Here is a 12,750-nt window from a genome sequence, read left to right on the forward strand (position 1 = left end):
CGGTCCCGTGCCCGCGGTCGCGGGCGGGGTGCCGACCCGCGTGCCGACACGCGGTCAGCTCCGGGTCTGTGCCTGCCGGAGCACCTGGAGCGCGTCCGGCCCGGCGTTGAGAAGGAGGTCGATCGCCGACAGGCGCGGCACGAAGCCGGCTCCGGCGGGCAGGTGCTGCGGGTAGACCGGATGCCGGAAGTCCTGCCATTCGACGCCGATCCCGTAGCGGCGCAGGGCCCCGGTGTCCAGGTAGTCCCTGGCACCGTCCCCCGAGAGCATGATGTCCGCGCCGGTCTTGGCGCAGATCTGGGCGAGCAGTTCGCTCTTGCGCCCCGGGAAGTCCCCGATCTCGCTGGCGAGCAGCACCGGGGTGTCGATCCCGAAGCAGCGCATCAGCATGCGGGTCGTCTCCGTGGCGAGCTCCGCGAGGCCGTCCCACTCCGTTTCGTACAGATGGGCGATCTCATCGCGGTATTCGCGCCAGTACGGCGCTCTGCGGTAACAGTGTTCCGAGAGTGCCTTGTAGTGCTTGATCCGCCATTGGCGCCCGTTGTCAATGCGCTTGTCCAGTATGCGATCATCGCGGTTGCCCTGGTTGACCGGCACGGTGAGCAGGACGGGCTTGTCACGCCCCGCGACGTAGTTCCGGTTCTGCCAACCACGCCGTTCAAACTGCACCGTGTCCAATACGACGAAAAGGTCGGCCCGGTCGATCTTGTCGATGAGGCCCAGCCAGGGCAGGTAGTGCGGCTGGTGGAGTGCCACCCGCATGACCGAGTCGAGTTCCCCGATGTCATTGCTGGTGGCAGTGTTGCTCATGGGCCTGCTGTCCTGCTTGCCGCGGGTCGGATCAGGCGAGGGGGAGGGTAAGCCGCCGATCACGCCGAGCGTTCTCCTTCTCTCCGTGGGGCACCTTTGGTGAGGATTGTCCGAGTTTTCGGGCAGTCCGGTATAAACCGAAGTGCGTACCGCGCCACCCCGGTCCTCCTCACAAATATCTTCTAATGGGTACCACCTGACGCAAGCCCGTGTATACGATTTGCGTGGCCTACATAGGACGCGAACCAGGGGCAACCACTCAGTGCCGTAGGGCGTCAACCTAACGCTGGATGTGCGGGTTCATGTCGGTCCGAAAACCGATATCTTTCGGAGGGGTCCCAGGGCTGTGCGTATCGCTCGTTTCATCGGTGGCCTGTTGACCGGGTTGATCGCCCTGGTCCTTGCTGTCGCACTCTTCGTCTACTGGTTCGCCTTCGCCGCGGACATGGCGGCCGCCGCGGGACTGGGCGCGTTCGGCTACGTGTTCCTGTGGCTGGCGTTCGGCGCCAACCTCCTCCTGTGGACCGCCGCCGGCCTCCTGCGCCTGGGCGAGGACTCGATCCGCGCGGTGGTGCGGCCGCGCGCCCGCCGGGGCCGGGCGGTCGGGGCCGCCCCGCCGGAGCGGGTCCTGGTCGCCGCGGGCGCCTCCGAGGTGGGCGCGTCCGATGCAGGCCCCCCGGGGTCGGGCGGCCCCGTCCGACCGGCGGGGCGTCACGCCTCCGGGCGGCCCGGGGGCGCGCGGGGCGACGACCCCGGTATCTCCCTGGCGGTCGTCATCCCCGCGCACAACGAGGAGCCCGTCATCCACGCGGCCATCGGATCGGCGCTGAGCCTGTTCGACCGCTGGGACGTCTACGTGGTCTCGGACTCCTCCAAGGACGCCACGGCGGAGATCGCCGCCAGGACCGGCGTCAACGTGCTCGAACTGCTCACCAACCGCGGCAAGGCCGGCGCCATCGAGGCGGTCATCGAGGAGTTCTCCCTGACCGAGAACTACGGCGGTGTCCTCATCCTGGACGCCGACACCGAACTCGACCCGGGGTACGTGGAGGGGGCCAGGCGCCAGCTGGAGGACCCCTCGGTCGCCGCCGTCGCGGGCTTCGTCGTCTCGGAGTGGAAGCCGCAGGAGCGGACCCTCGTCGGCAGGACCATCTCCGCCTACCGGGACCGCCTGTACTTCATGCTCCAGTACCTCATGCGGTTCGGGCAGACCTGGCGGCACGCCAACACGGCGTTCATCGTGCCGGGCTTCGCCAGCGTCTACCGCAGCGAGGCCCTGCGGGAGATCGACGTCAACCCCCCGGGGCTGGTGATCGAGGACTTCAACATGACCTTCGAGGTGCACCACAAGCGCCTCGGGCGCATCTCGATGAACCCCGACACCAAGGCCTACAGCCAGGACCCCTTCACGTTCGGGGACTACTACAAGCAGGTCGGCCGGTGGACGCTCGGCTTCTGGCAGACCATCCGCAGGCACGGGATCTGGCCGAGCGTCTTCTGGGCGTTCCTCGCGCTCTACGTCGTCGAGGTCGTGCTGGTCTCCCTGGTCCTGCTGCTCACCGCGCTGCTCGGGGTGTTCGTGCTCGTGGGAACGCTCGGCGGCGAGCCCTTCGGGACGCTGCCGTTCTTCGGAGGGGCCTTCACGGCGGTGTCGGCGCTCCTGCCGCTGACGGCCATCGCGATCGGCCTGTTCATCCCGGACTACATGCTCACCTGCCTGCTGACCGTGGTCCGGCGGCGGCCGTCCTACCTGCTGTACGGCCTGTTCTTCTTCCCGATCAGGCTGGTGGACGCCTACCTGTCGCTGCGTATGGTCCCCAAGGCGTGGACCACCGACTCCGACGGTCGGTGGAGCAGCCCGGACCGCACGTCCAACAAGAGCTGAACTGCGACGATGTGAGATTGTCCGGCCTCGTCCACCCCGGGGGGCCGTGGCCGCGGGCAGCGTTTAGCCTCGAGGAGGGACCCCGACCCTCCTCGGGGCGGAAGTCTGACGAAGCGTGTGAGGTAGCGGTGGACAAGAGGCGTGTGTCGTTCGGGCTGTACAGGGTGCTCGCGTACGTGACCGGCGTTTTCCTGATCGGGCTGACCTTCGTGGCCATGCCCGCCAAGTACCTGGTCGGTGAGACGGCCCGCTTCTCCCTGATGCCGGCGCCGCAGGGGCTGGAGCACTGGTTCGGCCCCGAGTCGCCGCTGATGCTCTTCATCGCCATGCCGCACGGCTACATCTACATGGTGTACGTCTTCGCGGTGCTGTGGGTCGCGCTGGACCGGCGCTGGAGCGCCGCCCGCACCCTCGGCGTGGCCCTGGCCGGCACCGTCCCCGTGGTCGGGTTCGTCGTCGAGCACCGGATCGTCAGGTCCGAGCAGGCCAAGGAGGCTGCCGCGGGCGAGCGGGCTCAGGAGCCCGCGACCGCGGGCTGACCCTCCTGCTCCTCCCCGTCGGAGGCCCGCTCCCGCCGGGAGCGGGCCTCCGCCAGTTCCCGGCGCATGAGGATGATCCAGAAGACCACCGCGGAGACGCCGAACATCGCCCACTGCACCGTGTAGCTGAGGCTGCGCCAGTTGACCTCGACCTCGGTGGGCGGCTCGGGCGGCGGCACCGGGACGAGGGAGTCCGTGGCCGGGTCCTGCCCGGGCAGCGTGACGTAGCCCTCGTAGAGGGGGTGGTCCCACTCCTGGACCAGGACGGAGGCCGCGATGCGCTCGACCTGTCCCTCGGTCACCTCGACGGGGACGACCCCCTCGGCCCCGACGGGCGGCAGCAGCCAGCCCGTGACGGTGACCTCGCCGCCGGGGGCCTCGGGGACGTCCTGCCCCTCCTCGGCCCAGCCCCGGTTGACGGTGACGGCGCTGCCGTCCGCGGTGACCAGCGGCAGGATGACGTCGTGCCCCAGGACCCCGTCCACGACCCGGGGCACCAGGAGCTGCTCGGCGGTGTCGTAGCGTCCCGTGGCCTCGACCGCCTGGTTCGCGAAGGAGTCGGGGTGCATGTACGCGCCGGGTTCCAGCAGGTCCTCGACGGGGCGGGCGGAGGCCAGGTCCTCGACCGGGTTGGTGATCACCTCCCGGTCGGGCTCGAAGGCGCGGACGAACTGCCACGAGGTGCCGGTGGCGCACACCAGGACGACCAGCAGGGCGACCAGGTGGATGCCGAGCCAGCGGGGGCTGAGGAGCGGAGATCTCACCGGTCCAGGCTATGCGCGGCCTCCGGGCGGGCCGTCATGACCCCTGGTTGACGATGTCCCGAAGCCCTTGGGCTGCGGCCTGCCCAGCAATGACGATCACTTTAAGTAGTTTCTCGTGACTGAGGGTTGTTCTTCGAGGTTGGGGTGGGTAGTGTCGTCATCAACGCGGAACGACAGGGTCGATCCGCGGCAGACCTTACAGGCCGCGACTCCCGGGGGGAGGAGTCGCCGGCCGCTTCCCAGGCGAGGGTTGCTTCCGTACTTTGAGGGGGGATGCGGGAGCGACCCTCGCCACCTTTCTTCTGGGGCGGGCCCACCGGTCGGTGGGCCCGCCCCGTCGCGTGCCCGCGGCCGGTCTCAGGGTGTGTTCCGGACGGATCGCTCGCGCAGGTCGGTGAGGTGGTGTGCCGCCGTCGCGAAGTCGTTGTCGTCGTGCAGGACGACAAGACCGTGGTGTGCCGCCGTCGCGGCGATGAGCAGGTCCACCGAGGACATCGCCCGGTGCGCGCCGCCCCGGAGGAGCCGGTACTGCGCGGACTCCACCCACTGCCAGGCGCTCTTCGGCGTGGGCACATCGGGGTGCAGGGTCTCGAACATCTCGTTGAACTGCTCGTACTCGTCGAGATTGCGTGCGGAACGGCGGAATTCCGTACGTTGGACGGCACAGGACCCCACCGCCCCCTCGACGACGACGTCGCGCCAGGCATCCCTGTGTTTCGGGTCCCTCAGAACCCGCCACAGCGCGGACGAGTCGATCAGGTACCTGATCACTCCCCATCCCCCTTCTCGGCGGAGCGCCTCTTCTGCCAGCTCTCGTAATCCCAGTCCCGTGCGAGTGCGGAGAAGTGTTCCAGGGCGGCTATGCGACGGTGTCTGGCCGCGTATTCCCTGAGGGCGAGGTTGACCGTCTCCTTCTTGGTCGAGGCGCCGGAGAGTCTCATGGCCTCACGAAGGGCCTCGTCGTCGATGTCGACCTGGGTCAGGCTCATGTCGGACTCCGTTTCATGGTGATGTACATGTTGAGCATATGCCATGGACATCACCATGAAACGGCTTGCCGCGTGTCCGCGGCCGGTCCGGGACCGGGGTCAGCCCATGGTCTTCTGGCCGTCCAGGCCCTCGCGGACGATGTCGGCGTGGCCGCAGTGCTGCGCGGTCTCGCGGAGGATGTGCAGCAGCACGTCGCGGGCCGTCCAGGCCCCCCCTTCGGGGAACCACGGCGCGCTCGGGAGCGGGTGCGAGACCTCCAGGTCGGGCAGTTCGGCCACCAGCCGCTCCGTCTCCCCGGCCGCCAGCTCGTAGTCCTCCAGGACGCCGGCGAGGGTCTCACCGTCCAGCAGCCGGAAGCTGTCCGCGTGCTCCTGCCAGGTGGACGGGTCGTCGTAGTCCACCTCCGTCGGCGCGGGGCCGTTCCGGATGAAGTCGGCCCAGCTGCGCTCCGTCGACACCACGTGCTTGAGCAGGCCCCCGAGGGTCAGCTCGCTCACCGTGGTGCGCCGCGCCGCCTGCTCGTCGTCCAGCCCCCGGAGGGTGAAGCGCAGGAAGTCGCGCTGCTCCCCCAGGGCGCGCAGGAGGGACGCGCGCTCTGCGTCCAGGACCTTCTCCGTCGTCGTCGCCATCATGACCACCGCTTTCCGTCGCACCGAAGCTCGTGGTCACCACCCTAGGAACCATGGAGGTCAAGTACTGTCCTCCACTTGGCGCGGTAGGCAGGGGCTTTCCTGGAACCCCCGAGAGGACACCGGATAACCTGGCGTTCTGGCGACCCGGAGGTTCCATGGCCCTGATCCCGCTCCAGTACCGAATCGACGGCCCCAGGCACGCGCCCGTCGTCCTGCTCGTGCCACCCTTCGGCACGACGATGTCGGTCTGGGAGCCGCAGATGCCGGAGCTCACCCGCGACCTCCAGGTCCTGCGGGTCAACCACCGCGGCCACGGCTCCTCACCGGCCCCCGCGGGGCCCTGCACGGTGGCGGACCTCGCCCTGGACCTGCTCGGCGTCCTCGAGGACCGGGGCTTCTCACGGGTGTCGGCCGTCGGCGCGGGGCTGGGGTCCGCACTGCTGGTGTGGATCGCGGCGAACTCGCCCCGGAGCCTGGACCGCCTGGCGCTGCTCGCCGCGGCCCCGCGCACGCCCGCCGTGCACAGGTGGGACCGGATCGCCTCGCGGGTGCGGGAGGTCGGCCTGGAGTCGGTGGCCGCCGACGTCGTGCGGCCGTGGTTCACGCCCGACATGGCCGAGGACCGCCCCGAGGTCGTGGCCAGGTTCACCGAGGACTTCGGCCGGCTCGACCCGGGCGGGTTCGCCTCGGTGTGCGACGCGGTCGCGAAGCTGGACCAGCGCCACCTGGCCGCCGAGGTGCGGGTGCCCACCCTGGTCGCGTCGGCCGCCCACGACCCGCTGCTGCCCCCGGGCCACGGGCGCAGGCTCGCCGACGGGCTCCCCGACGCCCGGTTCGAGGTGGTCCCCGGGGCCGCGCACCTGCTGGGGGTGGAGCGCGCGGACCGGGTCAACGAGCTGCTGCTGGAGCACATCGTCCGCTGAGGGGCGAACCGGGAGCCCCGGGGCTCCCGGCCCGGAGCCGCACGCCGGTTCCGGCGGCCGTCGTCCCCGGAGGACCGGCGCCCGGCGCAGGGCGCCCGGGGTCAGAGCGCCAGGTCGGGCAGGAGCGGCTGGTTGATCTCCAGCAGGTAGCCGTCGGGGTCGCGGAAGTGCGCCGCGCGGACGCCCCAGGCCGTCCAGTCCCGCGGCTCCATCGCCTGGCGGGCGCCGTCCGCGACCAGCTTGGCGGCGGTCACGTCGACGTCGTCCACCTCGAAGATCACCGCGATCCGGTCCTGGTGGGGGAGTGCGGGGTCGGCGGTGTCGGTCTCCAGGGCCTCGGCCATCACCTCACGCTGGTTGATGGCGAGCCGGGTCCCCGATTCCACGTCGAACTCGGCGTAGCGGCTCGTCTCGTCCCCTCGGAGGACGGGGAGCCTGAGGACCTCGGAGTAGAAGTGGAAACAGGCCTCGTAGTCGTTGACGAGGAGCCTGATGTAGCTGCAGCGCATGGAGCCTCCCACCGGCCGGGGTTGGTCGTCCCCACCATTGTGGCGTTTCCGGGCGGCATGTCACCGGGTATCCGCGCCGGGTTCGCGTGGGCCCGGTCACGGCGCGGCCCCGCCGGGGCGGCGAACGGCTCCGCTCCGACGGCCGGTGCGCGCATCCGGTCCGTCGCCCACGGGACCCCGGCCCCGGAGCGGCGGCGACACGGAACTCCGAGGGGCGCGGCGGCTACCAGACGTCGGGGCCGGCCCACCCGTAGGCGTCGCGCCGGCGCACCTGGGCCAGCTCGTCCTCGGAGAGCACGCGGGGCTCACCGATCCGGCGGGCCCTGACGTAGGCGGCGCACAGCCAGTCGAGGAGGCGGAGGTTCTCCAGGGCGTGCGCCAGGTCGCGGCCCAGGGCGAGCCCGCCGTGGTCGGCCAGGAGGGCGGCGTCGCGGCCCTTGAGGGCCTTGGCCGCGAGGTCGCCGATCTCGCCGCTGCCGTAGGTCGTGTAGGGGGTCACGGTGACCGCCCCGCCCAGGGCGGCGGCGCGGTGGTGGATCGGCGGCAGTTCGGCGAGCACGGAGGACACGGCGACGGTGTCGGCGGTGAACGCGTTCACGACGGCCGTCACGTCGCGCCCGCCCTCGGCGGCGCGGCGGTGGACGGCGATGTGCAGGGTGGCCTCGGCCGCGGGGTCGCGGCGCCCCTCCAGGACCCGGTCGTCGAGCGACATCACCGGGCAGTCGGCGGGCTGGAGCCGGTCGAGGGGGACTCCGTGGGGGGTGACCACGACGAGGTCGCCGCTGCGGACGCTGACGGTTCCCGCCTCCCCGGGGGCGGTGCCGGGACCGTCCGCGAGGGCGCGGGCGGTCAGGCAGACGTCGCGGCGTTCCTGTTCGAGCAGCATGCTTCCTCACGGGTTGCGCGGTCGGGCGCGGCTCCGGTGCGGGCCGTGTCGTGAGAGCGCCGAAGTGCGGACGAACCCACTTAGGTACACCTCAATGTACGTCAAAGACTGTGGCCGGTATTCCCCAGGTGCGGGTGTTCGTCCCGGGGGCTGCCGTCACTCGGCGTAGTTACTTGCCTGTGTGCGGCGCGAGGCGTGCCGACGGCTGTCCCCGAAGGCCGGGGAGTTCCTCCAGCCCAGTCGGGGTTGTGGGGGCGCTGTGACGTGTGCGTCTTAGAGACGAGGCAGTTTGTGAGTACGCATCTTGGGCAAACCGGACCCGTGAACGAACCCTACGTAACCTTGCCGTCCGTGCCGTACCTGTCCGAACCGGGCTCCGCGACGGCCACCAGCCTGTACATCGACGGCGAGTGGCGCGCGGCGCGGAACGGCCGTGTCCGGGAGATCCTGGACCCGGCGGACGCCTCCGTCCTGACCATCGTCAGCGAGGCGGGCCGCGCCGACGCCGAGGACGCCATCGCCGCCGCGCGGCGCGCCTTCGACACGGGGGAGTGGCGCCGCACCACGGCCGGGGAGCGGGGGCGCGTCCTCGACCGCATCGCCGACCTCCTCCAGCGCGACCGCGCGGAGATCGCGGTCATGGAGTCGCTCGACACCGGCAAGACCATCGAGGAGGGCGGGATCGACGTCGACGACGTCACCGACGTCTTCCGCTACTACGCCGGACTCGCGGACAAGGACGCGGGCCGCCTCGTCTCCGCGCCCGAGGGGGTGCACAGCAAGGTCGTCCACGAGCCCGTCGGCGTCTGCGGCATGATCACCCCCTGGAACTACCCGCTGCTCCAGCTCGCCTGGAAGATGGCCCCCGCCATCGCCGCGGGCAACACCATGGTGGTCAAGCCCAGCGAGATCACCCCCGTCACCACCGCCAAGCTGGTCGAGCTCACGACCGAGGCGGGCATCCCCGCGGGTGTGGTCAACCTGGTCACGGGGAGCGGCCCCGACGCGGGCGCACCGCTCTCCGAGCACCCCGACGTGGACCTGGTCTCCTTCACCGGCGGTCTGGCCACCGGCAGGCGGATCATGGCGGCGGCCTCCCGGACCGTCAAGAAGATCGCCCTGGAACTGGGCGGCAAGAACCCCAACATCGTCTTCCCGGACGTCGACCTCGACACCGCCGTGGACTACGCGCTCAGCGCCGCGTTCTTCCACTCCGGGCAGGTGTGCTCCGCCGGCGCGCGGCTCATCGTGCACAACGCGATCCACGACGCCTTCACCACCGAGCTCGCCCGCCGGGCCGAGGCCATCCGCATCGGCCGGGGGCAGGACGAGGGGGTGCGCTGCGGACCGCTGGTGTCGGCCGAGCACCGCGCCAAGGTCGAGGCCGCCGTCGCGCGCGGTGTCGAGGAGGGCGCCCGCATCATCGCCGGGGGCAGGCGGCCCGAGGACCCCGGGCTCGCCGACGGCTACTTCTACCGGCCCACCGTGTTCGTGGACTGCGACCGGTCCATGGACATCGTCCAGAACGAGGTGTTCGGCCCGGTCGTCACCGTGGAGCGGTTCGAGACGGAGGCCCAGGCGGTCGAGCTCGGCAACGACACCGACTACGGGCTCTCCGGGGGTGTGTGGACCGGTGACACCGCCCGCGGCGAGCGCGTCGCCGCGGCCCTGCGCCACGGCACCGTCTGGATCAACGACTACGGCCCCTACTTCCCCGGAGCGGAGTGGGGCGGTTTCGGCCGCAGCGGCGTCGGCCGGGAGCTGGGGCCGGCCGGCCTGGACGAGTACCGCGAGGCCAAGCACATCTACCGCAACCTGGCGCCCGAACCGCAGCGCTGGTTCGGCTGAGGCCCCTGCCCCGCCCCTCGGGGCGTCCGACGCCCGCCGGCGCCGTTCCGTCCTCCGCGCCGGCGGGCCCCGCCCCCACGACCGCGGAGCACCCCCGCCCCGCATCCGCACGACAGCAGAACCCGCGCAGGTCGGTTTCCCCGGCATCCCCCGGGCCAGAGACAACGAGAGGAATCGGACCGTGGCCACAGAGACCACCTACGACTACGTGATCGTCGGCGGAGGCACAGCGGGCTCGGTGATCGCCAACCGCCTCACCGAGGATCCCGGCACCACCGTGTGCCTCATCGAGGGCGGCCCCGACGACCGCGACCTGGAGCACGTGCTCCGGCTCCGCGACTGGCTGAGCGTCCTCGGCGGCGACCTCGACATGCGGTACACGACCGTCGAGCAGCCGCGCGGCAACTCCGACATCCTGCACTCCCGGGCCCGCGTGCTCGGCGGGTGCTCCTCGCACAACACGCTCATCAGCTTCCGGCCCTTCGCCGAGGACCTGGACGACTGGGTCGCGGCGGGCGCCGAGGGCTGGGACAACGCCACCGTGCAGTCCTACGCCGACCGCATCAGGTGCAACATCGTCCCGATCGCCGAGAAGGACCGCAACGCCATGGTCCGGGACTGGGTCGCCTCGGCCGCCGAGGCCGCGGACGTCCCGGTCGTCGAGGACTTCAACGCGCTCACCTCCCACGGCGGCGGCTTCGCCGAGGGCGCGGGGTTCCTGTCCATCGCCTACGACCCCTACACCGGCCACCGCTCGTCGGCGTCGGTGGCCTACCTGCACCCGATCATGGACGTGCGGGAGAACCTCACCGTCATGCTGGAGACCTGGGTCGACCGGCTGCTCCTCGACGGCGACCGCGCCACCGGGGTCCGCGCCACCGCCGCGGACGGCACGCGCCTCACCGTGAACGCCCGCCGCGAGGTCGTCCTGTGCGCCGGGGCGGTCGACACCCCCCGCCTGCTCATGCTCTCCGGGATCGGCAACGCCGAGGAGCTGCGCGCCGTGGGGGTCGAACCCGTCCACGACCTGCCGGGCGTGGGCGAGAACCTCCTCGACCACCCCGAGTCGATCATCATGTGGGAGACCGACCGGCCGGTCCCGCAGAACACGGTGATGCACTCGGACGCGGCCCTGTTCGTGCGGCGCGACGACAGCGACCCGCGTCCGGACCTGATGTTCCACATCTACCAGATCCCCTTCGACGACAACACGAAGCGGCTGGGCTACGAGTCGCCGCCCGACGGCTGGGCGGTGTGCATGACGCCGAACATCCCCCGCTCCCGCTCGCGCGGCAAGCTCTCCCTCACCAGCGCCGACCCCTCGGTCCCGCCCGCCCTGGACTTCCGGTACTTCACCGACCCCGAGGGGTACGACGAGAAGACCGTCGTGGACGGCCTGAGGATCGCCCGCGAGGTGGCCGCCGCAGAGCCGTTCCGCTCCTGGATCAGACGCGAGGTCGCCCCCGGCCCCGCGGTCACGACCGACGAGGAGCTGTCCGAGTACGGCCGCCGCGCGGCCCACACCGTCTACCACCCCGCGGGAACGTGCCGCATGGGAGCGGCCTCCGACGACACCGCCGTGGTCGACCCGCGCCTGCGCGTCCGGGGGCTGCGCGGACTGCGCGTCGCCGACGCCTCGGTGTTCCCGACCCTCCCCACCCCCAACCCCATGGTCATGGTCCTGGCGCTCGGGGAGCGGGCCGCCGACCTGATCCGGCAGGACGGGCGGGCCGTGGACGGGGAGAGCCGATGAGCACGCGCGCGGAGGGGGAGGCCGTCCCGCAGGAGGGCGCCTCCGACACCACCTTCTCGGTGCGCCACCTGTGGAAGATCTTCGGCAGGAACGCCGACAGCGTCATCGGCACGGACCTGGAGCACGCGGACCGCGACCGCATCAAGGACGAGACCGGCTGCACCGTGGCGGTGCGCGACGTCTCCTTCGACGTGCGGACCGGGGAGACCTTCGTGGTCATGGGCCTGTCCGGCTCCGGCAAGTCCACGCTGATCCGGTGCCTGACCCGGCTGATCGAGCCCACCTCCGGGCAGGTGCTCCTCGACGGCGAGGACATCGGGGAGGCGGGGCCGCAGAGGCTGCGCGAGCTGCGCCGCCACAGGATGGCGATGGTCTTCCAGCACTTCGGGCTGCTGCCCAACCGCAGGATCATCGACAACGTGGCCTACGGCCTGGAGGTGCGGGGCATGCCGCGCCCCGACCGCTACGCGCGGGCCCGCGAGATGATCGACATGGTCGGCCTGGGAGGCTACGAGAACTCCCGGCCCGGCGAACTCTCCGGCGGTATGCAGCAGCGGGTCGGCCTGGCCCGCGCGCTCGCCGTCGACCCGCAGGTCCTGCTGTTCGACGAGCCCTTCAGCGCGCTGGACCCGCTGATCCGCCGGGACATGCAGAACGAGGTCGTGCGGCTCCAGCGGGAGCTGCACAAGACCTCCGTGTTCATCACCCACGACCTCCAGGAGGCGCTCAAGCTGGGCGACCGCATCGCCATCATGCGCGACGGCGAGCTCGTCCAGGTCGGCACCCCGGAGGAGGTGGTGGGGCGCCCCGCCGACGCCTACGTCGCCGACTTCACCTCCGACGTCGCCCGCACCACCGTGCTGACCGCCCGGTGGCTGGTGCGCGAGCCCTTCCCGGGGGAGCGCACGGACGGACCGACCACCGAACCCGGCACGGTCCTGGCGGAGGTCCTGCCGATGCTCGCCGCGAGCACCGCGCCGGTCCGGGTCGTGGAGGGCGGCACCCTCCTGGGCTACGTGGGCCGGGACGACGTGCTGCGCGCCATCGCGGAGGACCAGCTGGAGAACGCCGCGGCGGCCGCCGCCATCGAGGGGGAGACGTCGGAGGAGCTGTCCGACGGGGCCACCGACCCGGCGTCGGCGAGCCACGTCGCGGACCTCGGCGACGACGGTGGGCCCGGCGGGTCCGCCACGGCCGGGAGCGGTGGGTGA

The 12,750-nt window shown here is 71.4% G+C and carries 13 protein-coding genes; 6 read left to right on the forward strand and 7 right to left on the reverse strand.

Translation table 11 applies throughout. The features are described 5' to 3' along the window. Nucleotides 1–54: 54 nt before the first annotated feature. Entirely contained in the window at nucleotides 55–762 is a 708-nt protein-coding gene (locus tag OUQ99_RS01340; protein ID WP_267950211.1) for a WbqC family protein, read from the reverse strand. A gap of 394 nt (nucleotides 763–1,156) precedes the next feature. On the opposite strand from OUQ99_RS01340, the gene OUQ99_RS01345 reads away from it, so the two are divergent. Both OUQ99_RS01345 and OUQ99_RS01350 read left to right on the forward strand, forming a co-directional pair. Beyond that, nucleotides 1,157–2,695, forward strand: coding sequence for a glycosyltransferase family 2 protein (locus OUQ99_RS01345; protein WP_267947583.1), 1,539 nt, complete (start codon nucleotides 1,157–1,159; stop codon nucleotides 2,693–2,695). A 128-nt stretch (nucleotides 2,696–2,823) separates the two neighbouring features. Further along, the gene (locus tag OUQ99_RS01350) at nucleotides 2,824–3,234 is read left to right on the forward strand and encodes a DUF3817 domain-containing protein (protein WP_267947584.1); all 411 of its coding nucleotides are present in this window, start codon (nucleotides 2,824–2,826) and stop codon (nucleotides 3,232–3,234) included. Here OUQ99_RS01350 and OUQ99_RS01355 read toward each other — a convergent pair. From OUQ99_RS01355 to OUQ99_RS01370, 4 genes are all read right to left on the reverse strand, one after another. Then, a complete protein-coding gene (locus OUQ99_RS01355) occupies nucleotides 3,210–3,998 on the reverse strand; it encodes an SURF1 family protein (protein WP_267947585.1) in 789 nt (262 codons plus the stop codon). The genes OUQ99_RS01350 and OUQ99_RS01355 overlap by 25 nt on opposite strands. Before the next feature lie 357 nt (nucleotides 3,999–4,355). Then, entirely contained in the window at nucleotides 4,356–4,769 is a 414-nt protein-coding gene (locus OUQ99_RS01360; RefSeq protein WP_267947586.1) for a PIN domain-containing protein, read from the reverse strand. Continuing rightward, on the reverse strand, nucleotides 4,766–4,987 hold the full coding sequence (locus tag OUQ99_RS01365; RefSeq protein WP_267947587.1) for a type II toxin-antitoxin system VapB family antitoxin: 222 nt from the start codon (nucleotides 4,985–4,987) through the stop codon (nucleotides 4,766–4,768). Before OUQ99_RS01365 ends, OUQ99_RS01360 begins: the two co-directional genes overlap by 4 nt. Nucleotides 4,988–5,086: 99 nt before the next feature. Then, entirely contained in the window at nucleotides 5,087–5,620 is a 534-nt protein-coding gene (locus OUQ99_RS01370; RefSeq protein WP_267947588.1) for a DinB family protein, read from the reverse strand. 155 nt (nucleotides 5,621–5,775) lie between these two features. On the opposite strand from OUQ99_RS01370, the gene OUQ99_RS01375 reads away from it, so the two are divergent. Then, a complete protein-coding gene (locus tag OUQ99_RS01375) occupies nucleotides 5,776–6,543 on the forward strand; it encodes an alpha/beta fold hydrolase (protein WP_267947589.1) in 768 nt (255 codons plus the stop codon). 101 nt (nucleotides 6,544–6,644) lie between these two features. Here OUQ99_RS01375 and OUQ99_RS01380 read toward each other — a convergent pair whose 3' ends face one another. Beyond that, the gene (locus tag OUQ99_RS01380; RefSeq protein WP_267947590.1) at nucleotides 6,645–7,052 is read right to left on the reverse strand and encodes a VOC family protein; all 408 of its coding nucleotides are present in this window, start codon (nucleotides 7,050–7,052) and stop codon (nucleotides 6,645–6,647) included. 223 nt (nucleotides 7,053–7,275) lie between these two features. Continuing rightward, complete coding sequence (locus OUQ99_RS01385) at nucleotides 7,276–7,938, reverse strand: class II aldolase/adducin family protein (protein ID WP_267947591.1); 663 nt, start codon at nucleotides 7,936–7,938, stop codon at nucleotides 7,276–7,278. Nucleotides 7,939–8,259: 321 nt separating this feature from the next. Between OUQ99_RS01385 and OUQ99_RS01390 the strand changes: the two genes are divergently transcribed. The 3 genes from OUQ99_RS01390 (at nucleotide 8,260) to OUQ99_RS01400 (ending at nucleotide 12,750) form a co-directional block, all read left to right on the forward strand. Further along, nucleotides 8,260–9,786 carry an aldehyde dehydrogenase family protein gene (locus tag OUQ99_RS01390; RefSeq protein WP_267947592.1) on the forward strand — a complete coding sequence of 509 codons (1,527 nt, stop codon included), beginning with the start codon at nucleotides 8,260–8,262 and terminating at the stop codon, nucleotides 9,784–9,786. Between the two features lie 181 nt (nucleotides 9,787–9,967). Then, nucleotides 9,968–11,539, forward strand: coding sequence for a GMC family oxidoreductase (locus tag OUQ99_RS01395; RefSeq protein ID WP_267947593.1), 1,572 nt, complete (start codon nucleotides 9,968–9,970; stop codon nucleotides 11,537–11,539). Further along, the gene (locus OUQ99_RS01400; protein WP_267947594.1) at nucleotides 11,536–12,750 is read left to right on the forward strand and encodes a quaternary amine ABC transporter ATP-binding protein; all 1,215 of its coding nucleotides are present in this window, start codon (nucleotides 11,536–11,538) and stop codon (nucleotides 12,748–12,750) included. Before OUQ99_RS01395 ends, OUQ99_RS01400 begins: the two co-directional genes overlap by 4 nt.

This window comes from Streptomonospora nanhaiensis (genome assembly GCF_026642255.1).
Classification (GTDB): Bacteria; Actinomycetota; Actinomycetes; order Streptosporangiales; family Streptosporangiaceae; genus Nocardiopsis; species Nocardiopsis tropica.